We start from the raw sequence: 18,090 nt of genomic DNA on the forward strand, positions 1-18,090 counted from the left end.
GGGGTCGCGGTGGTGCCCCCGGTAGGAGTCGAACCTACGACCTTTCGCTTAGGAGGCGGCTGCTCTATCCACTGAGCTACGGGGGCTCGGCTGCATCTTCTCAGGTCGGCTCCACGGACGACGAAGCGGTGGGGGAGGATGGGCGCGTCGGGCGGCGAGGGGGGCGCTTGACCGGGGCCTTGTCCGGACGCCGTACCGTAATCCTGGCGCGTCGCGCCGACGCAGCTGGCCCCGCAGCCGCGCAGACCACGCCCGCGGGCCCGCACGACCAGGTGAACGATGACCGAGCAGAACACGCCGCCTCCCGGCGACGGGAGCGTGCGCAGGGTCGGCCGGTCCGCGCGCCGCGGCAAGCGGCGCCGGGTGGTGCCCGGGCACACGGTGGCGAAGGTCATCACCGCCACGCTGCTCACGCTGGCGCTGACCACCGGCGTCTCGGTGGCGGTGATCTACAACCACTGGAACTCCAACATCGAGCACAAGGAGATCGCGGGCCAGCTGAAGAACCGCCCCGACAAGGTCGAGGTGGAGGGCCCGCAGGAGCCGCTGAACATCCTGGTGATGGGCTCCGACACCCGCGAGGGTGCGGGCAACAAGATCGACGGCGAATCCGGCGGCGGCCTCTCCGACACCACGATCCTGGTCCACCTCTCGGCCGACCGGTCCTTCGCCTACGGGATCTCGATCCCGCGCGACACGCTCGTCGACCGCCCCGAGTGCTACCGCGAGGACGGCACCTCCATCCCGGCCGCGACCAGCGTGATGTGGAACGAGGCGTACGCCGTCGGCGGGCCGGCCTGCACCGTGCAGCAGCTCGAGCAGGTCTCCGGGGTGCGGGTCGACGACTACGTGGTGATCGACTTCGGCGGCTTCAAGGACATGGTCAACGCCCTGGACGGCGTCGAGGTCTGCATCCCCGAGGACATCAACGACGAGGAGCACGGCATCGTGCTCAAGGCCGGCACGCGGGAGATCAAGGGCGACGAGGCGCTCAGCTACGTGCGGGTGCGCCACATCGGCAGCGGCACCGACCCGGAGCGGATCAAGCGCCAGCAGGCCTTCATGGCGGCGATGATGAACAAGGTGCTCTCCGGCGGGACCCTGGCCCGCCCGGACCGGATGGTCTCGTTCATGAACGCCCTGACCGACTCCATCCAGACCGACTTCGACAGCCTCGGTGAGCTGGTCGACCTGGCCGGCAGCTTCGCCGGGATCGGCCCGTCCAACGTCAAGTTCGTCACCACCCCGTGGGTCTACTCCACGGCCCAGCCGGGCCGGGTCGAGTGGACCCCCGAGGTCGACAAGCTCTGGCAGCTGGTGATCAACGACAAGCCGCTCACCCGGGAGTTCGTCGACCAGTCGATCAGCGCGGCCGACGACCCGGAGGGCTCCTCCGCCACGGCCTCGGAGACCGCCGGCCCCAGCGCCGACGCGACCCCGACCGACAGCGGCTCGCCGACGGCCAGCGCAGGCAGCTCGCCCAGCGCGTCCGGCCGGCCGGGCGGCGGCACCGGCAACAAGGCCGAGGGCGGCCTCTCCGACGAGGCGCGGGCCGCGGCCGGGCTGTGCACCTGAGCCACCTCGGCGCGTAGGGTCGACGGCATGGGCACCGATCGGGGCGGCGAGACGGAGTGGCAGCGCAAGCGCCGCCTCGCCGAGATCTTCGGCGACGCGCTGCCCGACACCACCCGCGACGAGCGCGACGAGGGGGAGCGCGGCGCCTCGGGCACGGCGAAGGGCGAGACGGCCTCCGAGCGGTGGCTCAAGTCGCAGGTGCCGCCCCACCACGGTCAGTGAGCGACCGCGGGGAGCAGCGGCTCAGCGGTTGACCAGCGCGTCCCGGATCTCGGTGAGCAGGGCGACCTCCGACGGTGCCTCGGGGTCGGACTCCTCGGGGAAGAACCTCTCCTTGGCGTGCACGTAGGGCGTGACGATCAGGAAGTAGACGACCGCCGCCAGGATCACGAACGAGACGACGGCGGTGATGAAGATGCCGACGTTGACGTCCGCGACGGTGACGTTGTTGAAGTTGGGCTGGCCGCCGATCTTGCCGATGAAGCCCATCAGCATGTCGGTGAAGGCGGTGACGACCGCGCCGAACGAGGCGGCCATGATCAGGCCGACCGCGATCTCGACGAGGTTGCCGCGGAGCAGGAAGTTCTTGAAACCACTCATCTGGGTGTTCTCCCCGGGGTGAGAGGACGGAAACGGCGGGCGCCGCGTGCCGAAGAACCTAACGAGCGCTCCACGCGTATGTCACGAAGGACAGCACCCCCGCCGCGGTCACCCCGGTGACCGCCGACGCGGGGACCGCGACCACCACCAGGCGCCCGCCCAGCACGCCGGCCGTGGTCGACCCGCCGGACGCCGCGGCCGGGGGCACCGCGAGGACCGTGACGTCCGCCGCGACCAGCTCCGTGCCGCCGTCGGCGGGGTCGGTGGCGAGCACGTCGATCCGGTCGCCGGCCGACAGCAGGACCGCCTGGTCGCCGTCCGAGAGCCGCAGCGGTACGACGACCCGGTCGCTCTCGCCCGCGCCCAGCCCCGGTCCGACGACCCGTGCGTCCGTGACCGGCTCGCCCTGGCGCAGCGGCGCCGCGAGCACCGCGCCGGTCGGGTCGGGCAGGGTGCCGCGCGGCACCGCGTCCGGCGGCAGCAGTGCGGTGGTCAGGTCCCCGGGCGCCAGCGTGGTGCCGGCGGGCAGGTCGCGGGCCGCGACCGGCACCCGCTCGGTCGCCGGGGTCGGCGGCCGCAGCGCGCCGAGCAGCGCGGCGACCGCGAGCGCGGCGCAGAGCGCGGCCAGCGGGCGCCGCCGGCGACGTACCGACCGCCGGACGGCGTGCGCGGCGTCGGCGACCCGGCGCAGCGGGGTGGACGGGGCGATCTGCGGAGGCATGGCGCGACGCTAGGTCGCCGTCGCCGTCACCCGAAGGGCTGCGACGTCCCGTCCACAGGGGGCCGGGCCCCCGGGAGGGTCAGGACGCCGGGCTGGCCGCGGCGGTGCCCGTGGAGGAGCCGGACGAGCCGGACGAGCTGGACGAGGAGCTCGAGGACGAGCCCGCGGTGCTGGACGAGTCGCTGCCGGAGGAGCCCGAGGTGCTGGAGGAGGCGGCCGCGGAGGTGCTGGCGCTGGTGTTGGCGCCGCTGCGGCTGTCGGTCTTGTAGAAGCCGGATCCCTTGAACACCACGCCGACCGCGTTGAACACCTTGCGCAGCAGGCCCTGGCACTCGGGGCACTCGGTGAGCGCGTCGTCGGAGAAGCTCTGGACCTGCTCGAAGAAGTGGCCGCACTCGGAGCAGCGGTACTGGTAGGTGGGCATGGACGACTCCCGGGGAGAACGATCAGGCGGAGGAGTTAGCACTCGCGACTTTCGACTGCCAATCCTAGGGCACCGACCCCAGGGAGGGCACAACGACGGCCCCTCCGTGGACTCCGGTCGGCCCGGTCAGCGGTCGGCGGTCGGGAACAGCCGCACGCCGTCCGGCGTGATCGCGGCCCGCACCGGCCGGTCGTGCGGCTCCACCGGGACGTCCAGGCCGACCTCGTCGCGGCGCAGCACCACCGCCGTGAAGGCGCCCGCGGGGAGCCGGGTCAGCGCCCGGTCGTAGGAGCCGCCGCCGCGGCCGAGGCGGTGGCCGTCCGCGGAGACCGCCAGGCCCGGCACCAGCACCGCGTCCACGGCCGCGATCGCGTCCGGTCCGAGCCGCGGACCGGCGGGCTCGAGCAGCTCGAACCGTCCGGGCCGCAGGGCGTCGGCGCCCTCGTAGACGCCCCAGTCGAGGTCGTTGTCGGGCAGCAGCACCGGGAGCAGCACCCGGCACCCGGCGGCCCGCAGGCGGTCCAGCAGCGGACCGGTGTCGGGCTCGCCCGCGGTCGCGACGTAGCAGGCGATGGCGGCCGCGTCGCGGACCGCGGGTGAGGCCAGGGCGGCGTCGGCGATGGCCGCCCCGTCCCGCTGGGTGGGAGCCGCCCGCCGTCGGTCGAGGATCGCGGCGCGCAGCGCCGACTTCGCCGCCCGCAGCCGCTCGGCGACCTCGGGTGCCGGCCCCTGAATTGGGGAGGTCGGGTCAGATTGATCCGTCGGTTCTGGCATCGAATGTGGCCTCGGCACCTTTCGAGCCTACGATCGAGGTATGGGTAGCGCAGGTTTGGACCAGGCCCGGGCGAAGATGAGGGACGCCGGGGTTGAGGAGATCGCCATCGAGACCTTCGCGCACTACTACCGGCTGCTCGAACACGGCGAGACGGGGATGATCCCCGAGTCGAGCATCGAGCCGATCGACATGGAGCGGCTCGCCGACGTCGAGGTGCCGGATGACGTCGCCGCCGCCGCGATCCAGAAGACCGTCGTGATCAAGCTCAACGGCGGCCTGGGTACCTCGATGGGCATGGACCGGGCCAAGTCGCTGCTCTGCGTGCGTCGTGGGCTCTCCTTCCTCGACATCATCGCCCGCCAGGTGCTCGGCCTGCGCAAGGAGTACGGCGCACGGCTGCCGCTGCTGCTGATGAACTCCTTCCGCACCTCCTCCGACACCCTGCACGCGCTCGCGCGCTACGAGGACCTGGAGGTCCCCGGGCTGCCGCTGGAGTTCCTGCAGAACAAGGAGCCCAAGCTGCTGCTCAAGGGGCTGACCCCGGCCAGCTATCCGGCGGATCCGGACCTGGAGTGGTGCCCGCCGGGCCACGGTGACATCTACACCGCGCTGCGCGGGTCGGGCACCCTGGACCTGCTGATCGAGCAGGGGTACCGCTACGTCTTCGTCTCCAACTCCGACAACCTCGGCGCCGTCCCGGACGCCCGGGTCGCCGGCTGGTTCGCGCAGAGCGGCGCGCCGTTCGCGATCGAGGCGGTCCGGCGTACCGCCAGCGACCGCAAGGGCGGCCACTTCGCCCGCCGCAAGGCCGACGGCCGGATCGTGCTCCGCGAGACCGCGCAGACCCTGCCCGAGGACCAGGCGGCGCTGGCCGACCTGGACCGGCACCAGTTCACCTCGACCAACAACCTCTGGTTCGACCTGCACGCCATGAAGGCGACGCTCGACCAGCGCGACGGGATCCTCGGCCTGCCGCTGATCCGCAACGTCAAGCACCTCGACCCCACCGACCCCTCGACTCCCGAGGTGGTCCAGATCGAGACCGCGATGGGCGCGGCGATCGAGGTCTTCGACGGCGCTCGCCTGATCGAGGTGGGGCGCGACCGCTTCATCCCGGTGAAGACCACCAACGACCTGCTGGTGCTGCGCTCGGACGTCTACGAGATCGGGGCGGACTTCGCGCTCACCCAGGTGGCGTCGGACGTGCCGTTCATCGATCTCGACTCCGGCTACTACAAGCTGGTCGGCGACTTCGACCAGCGCTTCCCCGAGGGTGCGCCGTCCCTGCAGAAGGCGTCGTCGTTCCGCATCCAGGGTGACTACACCTTCGGTCACGGCGTCCAGGTGATGGGCGACGTCGAGCTGAGTGGCAAGGGCGCCCAGCGGGTGCCGGCCGGCGAGGTGCTCGGCGGCTCGCAGGGGTGAGTGACCCGGGGCGGATCCGGTCCGTCGACGAGCACCGGGCCGCGCTCTGCCGTGACCTGGCGCCGCTGACGCCCGTCGCGCTGCCCGTGGCCGACGCGGTCGGCCGTGTGCTGGCCGAGCCCGTGCACGCCCGGGTCGCGCTGCCCCGCTTCGACCACGCCGCGATGGACGGCTTCGCGGTGCGCGCCGCGGACCTCGGGGCAGGGGCCGGAACGGATGCTGGCCTGCCGGTGGTGGGCACCAGCGGAGCCGGGCTGCCCGGTCCGGAGTTCCTCGCAGCGGGCACCGCGATCCGGATCATGACCGGTGCGCCGATGCCGACCGCCGCGGATGCCGTGGTCCCGTTCGAGTGGACGCAGGACGCCTCGGGGACGGCCGGCGTCCCCACCGTGCGGGTCGACCGCCCCGTGCCGGTCGGCGCCAACATCCGCCGGGCCGGCGAGGACGTCGCGGCCGGGGTGCTGGTCGCTGCGGCGGGCGCGGTGCTCGATCCGCGGACCGCGGGCCTCATCGCCGCCACCGGCACCGGATCGGTCCTGGTCCACCCGGCGCCCCGGGTGGCGGTGCTGACCACCGGGACCGAGCTGGTCGGGGCCGGCGCCGACCCCGACCACCTGGCCGCCGGCGCGGTCCACGACAGCACCGCGGTGACCCTGGTCGCCGAGCTCCGCGCGCTGGGCGCGCAGGCCCACGCCGTGGGCCCCGCCGGCGACGACCCCGGGGACTTCCTGGTGCGCCTGGACCAGGCGGTCCGCGACGTCGACCTGCTGATCACCACCGGCGGCATCTCCGCCGGCGACCGGGACGTGGTCAAGGCGGCGCTGGCCGGGCGGGACGGCTTCTGGTTCGGCCCGGTCGCGGTGAGGCCGGGCCGCCCTCAAGGAGCGGGCGCGCTGGTCGTCGACACCGGCGACGGTGGTCGCCGCGTCCCGGTGATCGCGCTGCCGGGCACGCCGGCCGCCACCTACCTGGCGTTCCAGTGCTTCGTGCGACCGGTGCTCGGGCTGCTCGCCGGTGGCGCGGCGACGGTGGAGGTTCAGGTCGAGGTGGCCGCGCCGGTGCGGCGCTCGCGGGACCGGACGCTCCTGCTCCCGGGGCGGTACGACGGCGACGGCCGTGCCGAGGTGCTGCCGGGCCACGCGGGCCACTCCCAGCGACTGGTGGCCGCGGCCGACCTGATCCTGGTGGTGCCACCCGGCAGCGAGGACCTGCCCGCGGGTGCGAAGATCGGGGCGATCGCCCCGGCCGGAGCCGGCAGTGCGCGAGCGCGGGCGAGGTAGCCAAGGACGGAGCTGAGGCCATGACCGAGCAGCGGTTGACCCACGTGGACGCCACCGGTGCCGCCCGGATGGTCGACGTCTCCGAGAAGGACGTGACGGCGCGGACCGCCACCGCCAGCGGGCGGGTCCTGGTCACCCCCGAGGTGGTGGCGCTGCTGCGGGGCGAGGGCGTGCCCAAGGGCGACGCGCTCGGGGTGGCCCGGATCGCCGGGATCATGGGCGCGAAGCGGACCCCCGACCTGGTGCCGCTGTGCCACCCGTTGGCGATCTCCGGCGCACAGGTCGACCTGACCGTCGCCGACGACGCCGTCGAGATCAGCGCCCGGGTGCGCACCACCGACCGCACCGGGGTCGAGATGGAGGCGCTGACCGCGGTCACCGTCGCCGCGCTGACCGTCGTCGACATGGTCAAGGCCGTCGACAAGGCCGCGACCATCACCGACGTGCGCGTGGAGACCAAGACCGGGGGCAAGTCCGGGGACTGGTCCCGTGGCTGAGCCTGCCGCCCCTGCCGCCCGTCCCGTGACCGCCGGGGCGCTGCGCGCCGGCGTGGTGGTGGCCTCCAACCGAGCGGCGGCCGGCGTCTACGAGGACACGACCGGCCCGCTCATCGTCGCCGCGCTCGCCGACCTCGGGTTCGAGGTCGGGCCTCCCGTCGTACGACCGGACGGTGAGGCGGTCGGTGCGGCGATCGCCGCGGAGGTGGCCGCGGGCGCCCGGGTGGTGCTGACCACCGGCGGCACCGGGCTCACCCCGACCGACCGTACGCCGGAGGTGACCCGACCGCTGCTGGACCGTGAGGTGCCCGGCCTGGCCGAGGCGATCCGTGCGGCCGGGGTCGCCAAGGGGGTGTCGACCGCCGCCCTGTCCCGGGGCGTGGCCGGCGTCGCCGGTCAGTGCCTGGTGGTGAACCTCCCCGGCTCCCGCGGTGGGGTCAAGGACGCGCTCGCGGTGCTCGCGCCGGTGCTGGTGCACGCCGCCGAGCAGATCGTCGGGAGCGACCACTGAACGGGTGGGCCCGGTCCGGGGGAGTCGGCCGGATGACCACCCAGGTGCCGGGGCAGGCCTGGCCGAACCGGCTCACGTCCGGCACCGATCCGGTGGTGACGCTGCGCCCGATCCGGGCCTCGGACGCGACCGCGTGGCGGTCGGCGCGGCAGCGCAACGCCGCCTGGCTGACGCCGTGGGACGCGACGGTGCCGCCCGGCGGGGACGCCCGGCCGACGTCGTTCCGGGGGCTGGTGCGCCGGCTGCGCGTCTCGGCCAAGCGCGGCACCAGCCTGCCGTTCGTGATCGAGGTGGACGGCTCGTTCGCCGGCCAGGTCAGCGTGAACAACATCGTCCGCGGATCGGCCCAGTTCGCCTCCGTCGGGTACTGGATCGACCAGCGGTTCGCGGGGCGCGGGGTGATGCCTCGCGCGGTGGCGATGGCGATCGACCACTGCTTCACCACGGTCGGCCTGCATCGGATCGAGGTCTGCATCCGGCCCGAGAACAGCAACTCGCTGCGGGTCGTGGAGAAGCTGGGGATCCGGGAGGTGGGCTACGCGCCGCGGTTCCTGCACATCGACGGCGAGTGGCGCGACCACCGGATCTTCGCGATCACCAAGGAGGAGGTCCCGACCGGCGTGCTCGCCCGGCTCGAGTCCGCCGGAGGGGACGTCTCGGCGTCGTCCGAGGGTTAAACCTCACGAGTCACAACACTCAATCTGTGACACGCCCGTAGACATGCGTTCAGTTCTGCGCTACCGAACCTAACCTCTCCGTGTGAGCGCACTGATCTTCGTCGCCGTCGCGGTGGCCTGGGCCGTCTACCTGGTACCGAAAGCACTGCGCCACCACGAGGAGGACGACGCCAGCCGCACGGTCGACCAGGTCTCCGACCGCGTCCGGGTCCTGGCCCGGCGCGACGCCGTCTCCGCCCGAGCGACCGCGCTGGTCGCGCCGGGCAGGCCCGATGCCGGCTCGTCCGACGTCGACGAGGCCGGTACGACGGACCTGGAGGCCGTGGCCGAGGAGGTCGTGGAGCGGGTGGCCGAGGAGGTCGCCGAGCAGGTGGCGCCCGCCGAGGTCGAGCTGATCGAGGCGGAGCTCGAGGTCGAGCGCGTCGAGGTCGAGCTCAAGGTGGCCGCGGCCGAGCTGGCCAAGGCCGTCCGCACCGCACCGCAGCGCGCGGCTGCCCGCCGCGCCGCCCGGCGCCGTCGCCGCGTGCTCGCCGTACTGCTCACCGCGGTCGCCATCGTGATCGGCCTGGCCGTCGCCGAGGTCGTCGCCTGGCCGTGGGTCGCCGCGCCGTCCGTGGTGGTGGTCGCCTGGCTGGTGCTCTGCCGCGTGATGGTGCGCCGGGAGCGGGCCATCCGCCGCACGCGCGCCATCCACCCCGCCACCCGCGGGGCCGCCCTCGCCGCGGCGCTCGACGCCGAGCGCGTCGGGGAGGAGCCGGAGGCCGCCGCCGAGGTCGAGCGCGACCCGACCGGCGAGATCGCCGTCGTCGCCGAGGCCGACGCCGCCCCGGAGGGCACCTGGCAGCCGGTCCCGATGACGCTGCCCACCTACGTCGGCAAGGCCACCGTCGGCCGCACCGTGCGCACCATCGACCTCGACTCCACCGGCGTGTGGACCTCGGGCCGCAAGGAGGAGGACTCCCTGCTGGCCCGCGAGGCCGAGGCGCAGGACCGCGCCTCCCGGGCCCCCCGCGCGACCGGCGGCGAGGCCGAGACCGAGCGCCGCGCGATGGGGTCCTGACCCCCCTCCCGATTCGGTGGGGGCAGCGGGCGGGTGCTAACGTTCCTCTCGCTCAAGGGGCTGTGGCGCAGTTGGTAGCGCGTCTCGTTCGCAATGAGAAGGTCAGGGGTTCGAATCCCCTCAGCTCCACCAAACCCGCTGGCAGTGGCCATGCGCGGATCCTGGGAACAGGGGAAGCGCATGGCGACTCAGCAGAAACTCAGCACTTACTCGGTGCACAGAAGGCCGCCTACGGGCGGTCTTCGTCGTTTTCGGGCCCGTTCTGGTGGTACCCCTGGGGTATCTCGCCGCGCCTCGGCGACGCTGGCGCACCTGTGCGGCATGCAGCTCTTCAACCTGAACCCGTACGCCGACCGCACGCCCGCCGCTGCGCCCGCCGAACCCGTCGCTCACGTCGAGGCGCCGGCGCTCGACCCGGTCCTCACCACCTCCCAGCTCGCCGCCCGGCTCGGGGTCCCGATCCAGACGCTGTACGACCTGCGCAGCCAGGGCCGCGGCCCGCGCGGCTTCCGGGTCGGCCGCGAGCTCCGGTTCCGGCTCTGTGAGGTCGAGGCGTGGCTGAGTCGGCTCGAGGCCGACGATGACGCCCGGCACCCACGGGAACCGCGATGAGCGGCGGCAGGCCCCGGACGCCGATCGGGATCCACGGGACCATCAACACCCGTCGTACCGGGGATCGGGTGGTGGCCGAGGCCCGGGTTCGCGACCTCGACGGCCGGTTGCGCCAGGTCCGCGCCACCGGCGCGACCGCGGCTGCCGCTCGCACCCGCCTGTTGGAACGGATCCGCGAGCGCCCGCAGCTGCCCAGCGGCGGCGTCCTGCGGCCCACGTCCCCGTTCCCGGTCCTGGCCGACCTCTGGCTGGCCGACCTCGAGCTCAGGGACCTCGCCGACAACACCAAGGAGGGCTACCGATCCACGCTGCGGCTGCACGTCCGACCCGCGTTCGAGCACTACACGCTCGCCGAGGTGACCACCGGCCGCGTCGAGTGGTTCCTGACCCGACTGACCAAGGTCTCGCCGTCCACCGCACGCCAGTCGCGGACGCTGCTCAACATGTTGTTCGGCTACGCCCTGCGCCACGACGCGATCGGCCGCAACCCGGTCGAGGGCACCTCGCAGCTGCGCCAGTCCAAGGCCACCCCGCGGGCGCTCACCCTCGCCCAGATCGCCGCCATCCGCGACGCCGCCGCCCGCTGGCGCACCGAGCCCGGCCTGCCGGGCCCCAAGCCCGACGGCCAGGTCCGCGACATCATCGAGGTGCTCCTCGGCACCGCGATGCGCCCCGGCGAGGTGCTGGCGCTGCGGCCCTGCGACCTCACCGACGGACCCGGCGGGATGGTCGCCGCAGTCACCGGCACCGTCGTCCAGGGCAAGGGCGCCGGCGCCCACCGCCAGGGCCGGCCCAAGACCGACGCGTCGATCCGCCGGATCCCGGTGCCCGAGTTCGCCGCCGAGGTGCTGCGCCGCCGGCTCGCGCCGCTCGGGCCGGGGGAGCAGGAGCGGACGATCTTCGCCAACCGCACCGGCGGTCCGCTCAGCCCGCACAACGTGCGCCGCACGTTCCGGGAGTTCCTCGGCCTCGCCGGCCTGGCCGACTCGGGGATCAGCCTGCGCTGGTACCGCCGCACCGGCGCCACCGTGATCGCCCGCGGCATGGGTACCGACGCCGCGGCCACCTTCCTCGGCCACACCTCCACCGTGATCACCGAGGGCCACTACATCGAGCGCGACCGCACCATCGACACCACGCCCGCCGCCCACCTCGAGCGCACCCTGCGTCCGGTCGCGCCCGACGCCGCGTTGCTGGCGATGCGGCCGCCGGCGGGGGAGTCGGCGGTGCTCGACGCGGTCGACGACGAGGACGACGCCGACGACAGTCCACGGTCCCGGTGATTCAACGGGACCAGAGCGACCTGCGGCGATGGCGATTCACGCCCATTTCAGGTCGACCTCGCGGTGGTGGCGAATCGCCCCCACCGCGACGACCTGCGAGAACTGGAATCCGCAACGACTCGACACATCAGGTCCAGTCCCAGGGCAACGCCATCAAGACCTCCACGCACCCGGACGACCAGGCAGCGACCAGCCCACCCGCCCCAGCCACGACGACACGACCAACCACCACGACAACGCCACACGACTGGCAGATCGCGGGGCGGTCGTTTCGTCGGTGACGCAACACGGGGTCTGCCGCGCACCTGATCGGCGTGAGAACCGCACGCACCAGAGCCCCGATCGAGGTCTGCCAACGCTGCGGCGGCCCGCTGCCCACGGCGGCAGCGACCGGCCGCCCGCGCGTCTACTGCACGCCCGCCTGCCGGCAGGCGGCGTACGAGGACCGACGCGCTAAGCGACCCGGTGCCGTCCAGGTGAAGGTCGTCGAGCGCGTGGTCGACCAGGGCCACGACATCGGCGAGTGCGTGCATCGGGTGATCAACTCGCCCCGCGCTGCCGCCAACGTGCTGACCGCGCTCGCCGCACTGGCGCGGGCGGACATGCTCTCCCACGACAATCGGTGGCAACCGGCGGTCAGGGCGCTCGCGGCGCTCAATGAGGCGATCCGCGGCAAGCGAGGTGCCCGATGGTGACCGGTGGCCGGCTCGGGCGAAGCCTTGGCAAAGCCAGATGCAGTGCGATGCCTGATTGCATATCATGGTCGCATGGGCAGGAGGACGACCGTGGGTGACCTGGTGCGAGAGCGGCGCAACCGCCTCGGCCTGAGTCAGCGCGCGGCCGCGCGGTCCTGCGGAATCCCGCAGTCGATGCTCTCGCGCATCGAGTCCGGTGAGACCCAGCCCAGCGTCGCCACCCTCCAGCGGATCCTCGACGGGCTCGGCGCAGAGCTGCACCTCGAGCTCCGCTCGACGGCCGCGGGGGAGCCGCGTCGGGAGAAGGAGCGCTCGCGCTGGCTGAACCGGGTGGTGGTCGGCGAGCTGATGCTCGACCCGGACCGGGTCATCGCCATCGCGCGGGGCAACATCGAGCGTTGGCGCGACGTCCACGCCGGCCGCCCGCCGATCCAGGAGGCGCTGGACCGGTGGAGCGAGATCCTCGACGACGGCGTTGAGGCCATCGTCGAGAGCCTCACCGGTTCGAGCGAGGAGGCCGAGGACCTGCGGCAGAACTCACCGTTCGCTGGCGTCCTCAGCCCCGAGCAGCGGGAGCGCGCCCTCGCCTCGTTCCGGGCTCATGGGGACGACGGTCGTTCGTCCGTGCCCGCTGCCGCCGAGGCCCCTAGACTGCTCCCGTGACCGCGAACCGCGACGAGTTGATCCACCTGATCGAGGGCCTGCCCGACGATCAGGTCGAGGTCGTACTCGCGGACGTGCGCCGGCTGACCTCGAAGACTCCGGAGGCGGAATGGCCGCCGAGGTTCTTCGGCATCGGCGAGTCCAAGGATGGCCGCACCGACAACGCGCGGCGCGTCGACGAGATCCTTGCTGAGGGATTCGGCGCCGGACGCTCGTGATCATCTGCGACACGGGCCCGATCTTTGCCGCGGCCGACCGCAGGGACGCCGACCATCATGCCTGCGTCGAGCTGTTCACCGGGCTTCGACTCGCTGGCCGGCGCCTCCTCCTACCGCCAACAGTTCTCGCCGAAGTCGGATACATGCTCGAGGCTAAGGTCGGGGCCTTCGCCGAGGCCGCCTTCCTCGAGTCCGTGGCGGCCGGCGGCTTCGAACTCGTCAACCTCACCCAGCCTGACGTCGCTCGCATTGCCGAACTGGTGTCGCGGTACGACGACCTCCCGCTGGGCACCACCGACGCGTCGGTGATCGCACTTGCCGAGCGGTTGGGCGTGGAGGAGATCGCCACGCTTGATCATCGACACTTCCGCGTGGTTCGTCCGCGACACGTGGAGTCGTTCGTGCTGTTGCCAGCCATCGCCGGCTGACAGTCAGCGCCCCGAGGCGAGCGGGGCCTGGCGTGCCGAGCGCCACAGTGCGTGACCGTAAGCCGATCGGCTACTGGGACGACACGGATCGCGGAATGAGCGTGCTAGTACAGGGGAAACTGCCCGTCGGCCGCTGACGCGGGGTTGACGAATCGAGCGGTTCCGGGCGGCACGGTGCTCACCGGGTCGCCCCCATCCTCGGGTGTTCCCTATGCGCTCATCGGCATGACAGTCCGCATCGATTCGCCGCGCGGCCCACCAGCGGCACCGCACCCCTGAGCCGTGTCTGCTGGGCTCTGCTCCAGACGATCAGGACGTTGGCTACGCCGACCTCCTGAAGGCGTCGCCCGCTGTGCTCTCACACTCCTCAAGCTCAGCATGCGGATTCGATTCCCGTCATCCGATCCACCCATTGGCTGCCTGAATCGGCTGGCCAGGTTCGCGACGAGCGTCATCAGCCCGCCTCGTCGCGTGCTTCGAGACGCCGTCCGCCGGGACCATGATCGCAAGCGCCATGTCAGCCATCGCCACCGCCGTCCGCCAACAGGGGCGCCATGAGGTCCAGAAGGGTATTCAATTGGTCCGCGGTCAGGTTGATGCCATCGAACAGCCGCTCAGGCTCCGTCGAGAGCCCAGGCTCGATGCGCAGGGCCTCGCGGAACTCCGCTCGCGACTGCTCGGGATGACCCAACCCGCACAGAGCAACGGCCCGGCAGAACGGTCCCCAGACCCGGCCACCCTCGTCGACGATGCTGGCCTCCCCCAGCGCCCCCGCAAGGTCGCCCTTCAGCAGGCACTCGAACGCCAGGTTCGCGTGTTGATACGTCGGGTGGAAAGGGTTCAGGTCGAAGGAGCGACGCGTCAATCGCGCGCCCAGGGCCCAGTCGCCGGCATTCATCAGAGCGCCTCCTGCACTGAAGAGAAGCGAAGGATGGTCAGGCGATAGCTCCGCCGCGGTCCTTGCCTCCCTCGCGCACGTCTCCCAATCCCGCCGGCGGATGGCGAGAAAGGACAGTGCGAGGTGGGCTACTGCTGAGCGGGGGTCAGCAGTGAGGGCTCTTGCCGCGTGCGTCTCCACCAGAACACTGTCGGTACGCGCATCCAGATCGTCCCGATAGACAAGTTCAGAGCCCACCGCGAAGGCAAACATCGCGTTGAGCTCGGGATCATGCGGACGGTCCGCGACAACTGCTGACAGTTCTGCCCGGGCCGCAGCAAGCGCCTCCTCGCTACCGACGGTGACGTAACGGTAGAGGGCCACTCGTGCCCGCTGGCCGCCGGTTGTCACGTCGCCCGCGACCTGCAGCTGGCGCGCGATCAAACCTGCGTAGTCACCCACCAGCGCGGCGGCTCTCACCGTCCACGTCTCGACTGCCAGTGCCTGGTCTTCAGATGGTTCAACCTCGACACGGTCGGACCACAGGAGCCGTCCGTCTTCACCGTCGAGCAGCTGCGTCAGAACGGTAGCTGCCTCCGCAGAACCAGCCACGCTGCACGTGAGGAGAAACTTCGCGCCCAGCTGAGTTCCCAGGACGCGGGCGTCCTCCGCGCGCTTGCGGGCGGCGAGAATCACTCGCAGCCCGTCAAACTTCTCCATGCGGGGCACCAGGGCGTTGGCGAATCTGGCCGCCACACCGCTGGGGTCACCCAGAGCATCGACCCAGACAACGGCTACTGCGGGCGGACCCGTCGGATGGGGCCCTGGGTGGGGGAGCTCCGACAGCTCAGCACGAGTGAACGTGGGAACGTACGATCCGACGGGCAATGCCAGCACCACCGGGTCTCGGCTTCCCTCTCCTCGGTAGTAGGCCTCGAGCGCACGGCGCACCCTCGTGGCGCGAACGCGGGTCACCGAGTGTGATTGCCCGTCGAAGTCGCCACTTCGATTCAGCGCGTACCGAGCCACCGTGCGCTCGTGCAAATGAGCGCCCCGGCCCGCCAACGTCTCGGCCGCAACGTATGCCAGGAAGTCCCTCGACCGCGGAGCCCTGGAGAATGCTTCGCTGTCCAGTACGCGCCTCAGGGCAGCGACGGCATCGGTGGACGAGACATTGGGGTCCGACAGCCCTTCGACCTCAGCCACATCCCGATCCATCGGCGTATCGACCTCCACATCGTGTCCGACCTCCTGTCATGCCACTGACAAGAAGGCCGCGCGTGCAACGGAACCGCCCAGCGCACTGGGTCGGTCGGTGGCCTCGCGATCGGCGTCCTTGCACGCGCTGATTCTGCATCGACCCGGACGTGCACACGCCCGGACAGGAGATCGAGCACGCAGCGAGGCGTGCGAGAGAGGCATCCCATGCCTGTCGCCGACCCGGTCGTGACCGAGGCGGTCCACCGACCTCGGCGCCACAAGCGCGTCGCACCACCGTCCTGACGTCCGGAATCGTGGCCCGCCTCTTTGCATCGCGGTTGCCGTCGCGCCGGTGCTCTCGATGTGAACGCTCCCCGGCTGTGCCTTGTCCACCGCGCGATCGGCGGTGAGGCACCCGGCTGGCGTTCGTCGCCCGGGTGCCGCTGTCGCACCCGGATCCGCCGGGGGGACAGTGCGGCTCTGCGAGGTGGCTCCGACATGAGGCGAGTGCTACCCGGCTTCCGGCTTATCGGTGCTCGCCCCATTCCCGGCTTCGTAGGCGGCGAGGGGAACTCGGTCCGTCTCCCGCTGCAGTTGCGCTCGGCGGAACCGGGGGAAGGCGAGGAGCGCGATGAGGGCCCACACGACCAGGGAAAGCAGGCTCGCCTCGACTCCGAATTCCCCGCCGGTCAGGAGGTCGTTGGAGCCCGCCGCCGGTCCGAAGGTCAAGAGTGAGACGTCGCGAGGGACACCGCTCACGGGGATGCCGAAGACATTGCCCTGAGCGAAGTTCCAGCCGGCATGAAGGCCGCAGACCAGCCAGAGAGATCCATCGGCAAGTGCGATCAGTACGAAGGCCAGACTCACCACGATGATCGTGAGCAGCGGGATCGGGCTGAACTCGAGGTGCACGACCCCGAACCCCACGCTCACGAGCACGACTGCCAGCCAACCCGGAAGTTGCGTCGCGTTGTTCTGGAGCAGGTAGCCCCGAGTGACGATCTCCTCAGTGGACCCCTGGACGATCCACACTGGGATGAGCAGCAGGATCGGCAGGAGCGCGGAGACGCCGGACTCAGTGTGCGCCGACCCGGTTGAGCTGAGCTGTCCCGTACCCCACAGAACCAGCACCGGGACGATGAAGATGCCGATGCCCCCGGCGAAGCCCATCGCAAGACGCGACGGTCCCCGGCCCCTCAGTCCGACCGAGGCGAAGGGCCTTCGTTCGAAGAGCCGCAGCCACAGGAACAGTACGAGCAGCGTCCCCGCGTTCGTGAGGAGCTCAACCCACTGTCCGCGGTAGCTGTTCGCTTCCGCGTCCAGCACAGAGAGCCCGACCTCGTGAATGACACTGCTCACGATGATCACGCCCACGACAAAGCTGATGACCCAGGCGACCAACCAGTGCGTCTTGCGCCTGGCCTCGTAGGCGCCCAGGACGAGTGGAGAGGTGCGAATGTCGCCCATGCCAGACCTTCCTGGAGCTAGCCGGTGGATCACAGACAACGCCGCAGGCTTGGGATAGTCCGCCTGTCGAGTTCCTGGCTCAGGCGGCGACTTCGGACTCGTCGGACTGGCCCACGCGTTGGCCCCTGGCCGACCGGACATAGACGAGTCCGAATACAAGGCCGACCAGCGCGTTCACGACTACCAGCGCCGCCAAAGAACCGGGCCGCTCGCCCGCGAAGGCCACGAAGTCCCACGCAGCATGCAGCACCATGCACAACACGAGCGTGCCTGAGAACCTGCGCAGAAGATAGAAGGTCGAGCCGACCCCGAAGGCAAGTAGCACCTGCGGGACCGATGCCGCACCCAATCCGAAGAACCAGTTCGGCAAGTGAAGGAGTCCGAAGAGAAGACACGAGAAGAACCACACGGCGGGCTCAGTCATCGTGGGACGGAAACCGGTGATGAGAATGCCTCGAGTAGTGATCTCCTCGGCGAAGCCGACGCCGGCGCTGCCCAAGAGCAGGAACAGCACCATGGCCCCGTTCAACCCGGAGAAGTCCGAGGTGATGGCGAAGAGGATCAGAAGAATCGCCGTGAACGCGGGCGCGATCATGAGCCACCGCGCACCGGACCGTTCCCTCTCGAACATCACTGGTCGCCACCAGCCCAACCACCACACGGCAATAGCCATGGCGATTCCGCCCACCCAGGTCGGGGCGAAGTACCACTTCATCAGCGTGTCGGCGCTTTCGCCGATGTTCTCGTAGTCGACGTCGGTAACGACCCACACGCCATAGAACAGCACCAGGTACAGCATGAAGACGATCAGTGCGGTCGACGGCTTCGGCGATACGCGCATGGTCAAGAACCTCTCTGCTCTATGGCCCGAGGATGGGGTGCCCGGATCGCGACGGGAGAGCAGCTGATCGTGCTTCCTGCCCTCGGGCCGCATCGCGTCCACGAATGACTCGACCGCTCGGGGCGTCCGTGAGACACGTCCATGGATGCGGCTCCTCGCAACGATTCGGGGGGCTCGCACAAGTTTCACACGGACTCTGGCTCCCCGCGTGAGGCCGCGTGGCTGTAACCGTTACGAGCAAAGCAGCATCGGCGAGGCCGA

General features: G+C 71.3%; 21 protein-coding genes and 2 tRNA genes. 15 read left to right on the forward strand and 8 right to left on the reverse strand.

From position 1 onward, the window contains the following. Positions 1 to 10: 10 nt before the first annotated feature. Positions 11 to 86 (reverse strand) — tRNA-Arg (locus tag E8D34_RS04640). 193 nt (positions 87 to 279) lie between these two features. Between E8D34_RS04640 and E8D34_RS04645 the strand changes: the two genes are divergently transcribed. Together E8D34_RS04645 and E8D34_RS04650 are read left to right on the forward strand one after the other, a co-directional pair. Next, the gene (locus tag E8D34_RS04645) at positions 280 to 1,575 is read left to right on the forward strand and encodes an LCP family protein (protein WP_136593441.1); all 1,296 of its coding nucleotides are present in this window, start codon (positions 280 to 282) and stop codon (positions 1,573 to 1,575) included. Between the two features lie 27 nt (positions 1,576 to 1,602). Then, positions 1,603 to 1,797 (forward strand): hypothetical protein, encoded by a 195-nt coding sequence (locus E8D34_RS04650; protein WP_136593442.1) that lies wholly within the window; start codon positions 1,603 to 1,605, stop codon positions 1,795 to 1,797. Between the two features lie 21 nt (positions 1,798 to 1,818). On the opposite strand, the gene E8D34_RS04655 is transcribed toward E8D34_RS04650, so the two are convergent. From E8D34_RS04655 to E8D34_RS04670, 4 genes are all read right to left on the reverse strand, one after another. Then, positions 1,819 to 2,175, reverse strand: a complete 357-nt coding sequence (locus E8D34_RS04655) for an MscL family protein (protein WP_136593443.1) — start codon at positions 2,173 to 2,175, stop codon at positions 1,819 to 1,821. A gap of 58 nt (positions 2,176 to 2,233) precedes the next feature. Continuing rightward, a complete protein-coding gene (locus E8D34_RS04660) occupies positions 2,234 to 2,896 on the reverse strand; it encodes an SAF domain-containing protein (protein ID WP_136593444.1) in 663 nt (220 codons plus the stop codon). Between the two features lie 79 nt (positions 2,897 to 2,975). Next, entirely contained in the window at positions 2,976 to 3,320 is a 345-nt protein-coding gene (locus E8D34_RS04665) for an FmdB family zinc ribbon protein (protein WP_136593445.1), read from the reverse strand. Between the two features lie 126 nt (positions 3,321 to 3,446). Beyond that, positions 3,447 to 4,094 (reverse strand): 5-formyltetrahydrofolate cyclo-ligase, encoded by a 648-nt coding sequence (locus E8D34_RS04670; protein WP_136593446.1) that lies wholly within the window; start codon positions 4,092 to 4,094, stop codon positions 3,447 to 3,449. 40 nt (positions 4,095 to 4,134) lie between these two features. Here E8D34_RS04670 and E8D34_RS04675 point away from each other — a divergent pair, with 40 nt between their 5' ends. The 13 genes from E8D34_RS04675 (at position 4,135) to E8D34_RS04735 (ending at position 13,444) form a co-directional block, all read left to right on the forward strand. Next, a complete protein-coding gene (locus E8D34_RS04675) occupies positions 4,135 to 5,520 on the forward strand; it encodes a UTP--glucose-1-phosphate uridylyltransferase (protein ID WP_136593447.1) in 1,386 nt (461 codons plus the stop codon). Beyond that, on the forward strand, positions 5,517 to 6,800 hold the full coding sequence (gene glp / locus E8D34_RS04680; protein ID WP_136593448.1) for a gephyrin-like molybdotransferase Glp: 1,284 nt from the start codon (positions 5,517 to 5,519) through the stop codon (positions 6,798 to 6,800). The genes E8D34_RS04675 and glp overlap by 4 nt, the downstream gene beginning before the upstream one ends. A 20-nt stretch (positions 6,801 to 6,820) precedes the next feature. Then, the gene (gene moaC / locus E8D34_RS04685; RefSeq protein ID WP_136593449.1) at positions 6,821 to 7,297 is read left to right on the forward strand and encodes a cyclic pyranopterin monophosphate synthase MoaC; all 477 of its coding nucleotides are present in this window, start codon (positions 6,821 to 6,823) and stop codon (positions 7,295 to 7,297) included. After that, positions 7,290 to 7,808 (forward strand): molybdenum cofactor synthesis domain-containing protein, encoded by a 519-nt coding sequence (locus E8D34_RS04690; RefSeq protein ID WP_240771108.1) that lies wholly within the window; start codon positions 7,290 to 7,292, stop codon positions 7,806 to 7,808. Before moaC ends, E8D34_RS04690 begins: the two co-directional genes overlap by 8 nt. Before the next feature lie 32 nt (positions 7,809 to 7,840). Continuing rightward, the gene (locus E8D34_RS04695; protein WP_136593450.1) at positions 7,841 to 8,485 is read left to right on the forward strand and encodes a GNAT family protein; all 645 of its coding nucleotides are present in this window, start codon (positions 7,841 to 7,843) and stop codon (positions 8,483 to 8,485) included. 82 nt (positions 8,486 to 8,567) lie between these two features. Next, on the forward strand, positions 8,568 to 9,545 hold the full coding sequence (locus E8D34_RS04700) for a hypothetical protein (protein WP_136593451.1): 978 nt from the start codon (positions 8,568 to 8,570) through the stop codon (positions 9,543 to 9,545). 56 nt (positions 9,546 to 9,601) lie between these two features. Next, positions 9,602 to 9,677 (forward strand) — tRNA-Ala (locus tag E8D34_RS04705). Between the two features lie 189 nt (positions 9,678 to 9,866). Then, complete coding sequence (locus E8D34_RS04710; protein ID WP_136593452.1) at positions 9,867 to 10,157, forward strand: helix-turn-helix domain-containing protein; 291 nt, start codon at positions 9,867 to 9,869, stop codon at positions 10,155 to 10,157. Beyond that, complete coding sequence (locus E8D34_RS04715; RefSeq protein WP_136593453.1) at positions 10,154 to 11,440, forward strand: tyrosine-type recombinase/integrase; 1,287 nt, start codon at positions 10,154 to 10,156, stop codon at positions 11,438 to 11,440. The genes E8D34_RS04710 and E8D34_RS04715 overlap by 4 nt, the downstream gene beginning before the upstream one ends. Positions 11,441 to 11,916: 476 nt before the next feature. Further along, on the forward strand, positions 11,917 to 12,135 hold the full coding sequence (locus E8D34_RS04720) for a hypothetical protein (RefSeq protein WP_136593454.1): 219 nt from the start codon (positions 11,917 to 11,919) through the stop codon (positions 12,133 to 12,135). A gap of 72 nt (positions 12,136 to 12,207) precedes the next feature. Beyond that, a complete protein-coding gene (locus E8D34_RS04725) occupies positions 12,208 to 12,798 on the forward strand; it encodes a helix-turn-helix transcriptional regulator (RefSeq protein ID WP_136593455.1) in 591 nt (196 codons plus the stop codon). Further along, positions 12,795 to 13,016 (forward strand): hypothetical protein, encoded by a 222-nt coding sequence (locus E8D34_RS04730; protein ID WP_136593456.1) that lies wholly within the window; start codon positions 12,795 to 12,797, stop codon positions 13,014 to 13,016. Before E8D34_RS04725 ends, E8D34_RS04730 begins: the two co-directional genes overlap by 4 nt. Beyond that, a complete protein-coding gene (locus E8D34_RS04735) occupies positions 13,013 to 13,444 on the forward strand; it encodes a PIN domain-containing protein (protein ID WP_136593457.1) in 432 nt (143 codons plus the stop codon). The genes E8D34_RS04730 and E8D34_RS04735 overlap by 4 nt, the downstream gene beginning before the upstream one ends. 517 nt (positions 13,445 to 13,961) lie before the next feature. Here E8D34_RS04735 and E8D34_RS04740 read toward each other — a convergent pair. From E8D34_RS04740 to E8D34_RS04750, 3 genes are all read right to left on the reverse strand, one after another. Beyond that, entirely contained in the window at positions 13,962 to 15,041 is a 1,080-nt protein-coding gene (locus E8D34_RS04740; protein ID WP_136593458.1) for a hypothetical protein, read from the reverse strand. A 990-nt stretch (positions 15,042 to 16,031) separates the two neighbouring features. Next, positions 16,032 to 16,988, reverse strand: a complete 957-nt coding sequence (locus E8D34_RS04745; protein WP_168929331.1) for a CPBP family intramembrane glutamic endopeptidase — start codon at positions 16,986 to 16,988, stop codon at positions 16,032 to 16,034. A 79-nt stretch (positions 16,989 to 17,067) separates the two neighbouring features. Continuing rightward, the gene (locus tag E8D34_RS04750) at positions 17,068 to 17,829 is read right to left on the reverse strand and encodes a CPBP family intramembrane glutamic endopeptidase (RefSeq protein ID WP_168929332.1); all 762 of its coding nucleotides are present in this window, start codon (positions 17,827 to 17,829) and stop codon (positions 17,068 to 17,070) included. Positions 17,830 to 18,090: the final 261 nt, after the last annotated feature.

Origin of the sequence: Nocardioides sp. GY 10113 (assembly GCF_004919105.1) — a bacterium.
Classification (GTDB): Bacteria; Actinomycetota; Actinomycetes; order Propionibacteriales; family Nocardioidaceae; genus Nocardioides.

Bases quoted from the DNA above. Each gene is read 5' to 3' on its own strand.
- E8D34_RS04645 (WP_136593441.1), top strand. From the start codon at position 280: ATGACCGAGCAGAACACGCCGCCTCCCGGCGACGGGAGCGTGCGCAGG.
- E8D34_RS04650 (WP_136593442.1), top strand. From the start codon at position 1,603: ATGGGCACCGATCGGGGCGGCGAGACGGAGTGGCAGCGCAAGCGCCGC.
- E8D34_RS04655 (WP_136593443.1), bottom strand. From the start codon at position 2,175: ATGAGTGGTTTCAAGAACTTCCTGCTCCGCGGCAACCTCGTCGAGATC.
- E8D34_RS04660 (WP_136593444.1), bottom strand. From the start codon at position 2,896: ATGCCTCCGCAGATCGCCCCGTCCACCCCGCTGCGCCGGGTCGCCGAC.
- E8D34_RS04665 (WP_136593445.1), bottom strand. From the start codon at position 3,320: ATGCCCACCTACCAGTACCGCTGCTCCGAGTGCGGCCACTTCTTCGAG.
- E8D34_RS04670 (WP_136593446.1), bottom strand. From the start codon at position 4,094: ATGCCAGAACCGACGGATCAATCTGACCCGACCTCCCCAATTCAGGGG.
- E8D34_RS04675 (WP_136593447.1), top strand. From the start codon at position 4,135: ATGGGTAGCGCAGGTTTGGACCAGGCCCGGGCGAAGATGAGGGACGCC.
- moaC (WP_136593449.1), top strand. From the start codon at position 6,821: ATGACCGAGCAGCGGTTGACCCACGTGGACGCCACCGGTGCCGCCCGG.
- E8D34_RS04695 (WP_136593450.1), top strand. From the start codon at position 7,841: ATGACCACCCAGGTGCCGGGGCAGGCCTGGCCGAACCGGCTCACGTCC.
- E8D34_RS04710 (WP_136593452.1), top strand. From the start codon at position 9,867: ATGCAGCTCTTCAACCTGAACCCGTACGCCGACCGCACGCCCGCCGCT.
- E8D34_RS04715 (WP_136593453.1), top strand. From the start codon at position 10,154: ATGAGCGGCGGCAGGCCCCGGACGCCGATCGGGATCCACGGGACCATC.
- E8D34_RS04725 (WP_136593455.1), top strand. From the start codon at position 12,208: ATGGGCAGGAGGACGACCGTGGGTGACCTGGTGCGAGAGCGGCGCAAC.
- E8D34_RS04740 (WP_136593458.1), bottom strand. From the start codon at position 15,041: ATGGAGAAGTTTGACGGGCTGCGAGTGATTCTCGCCGCCCGCAAGCGC.
- E8D34_RS04745 (WP_168929331.1), bottom strand. From the start codon at position 16,988: ATGGGCGACATTCGCACCTCTCCACTCGTCCTGGGCGCCTACGAGGCC.
- E8D34_RS04750 (WP_168929332.1), bottom strand. From the start codon at position 17,829: ATGCGCGTATCGCCGAAGCCGTCGACCGCACTGATCGTCTTCATGCTG.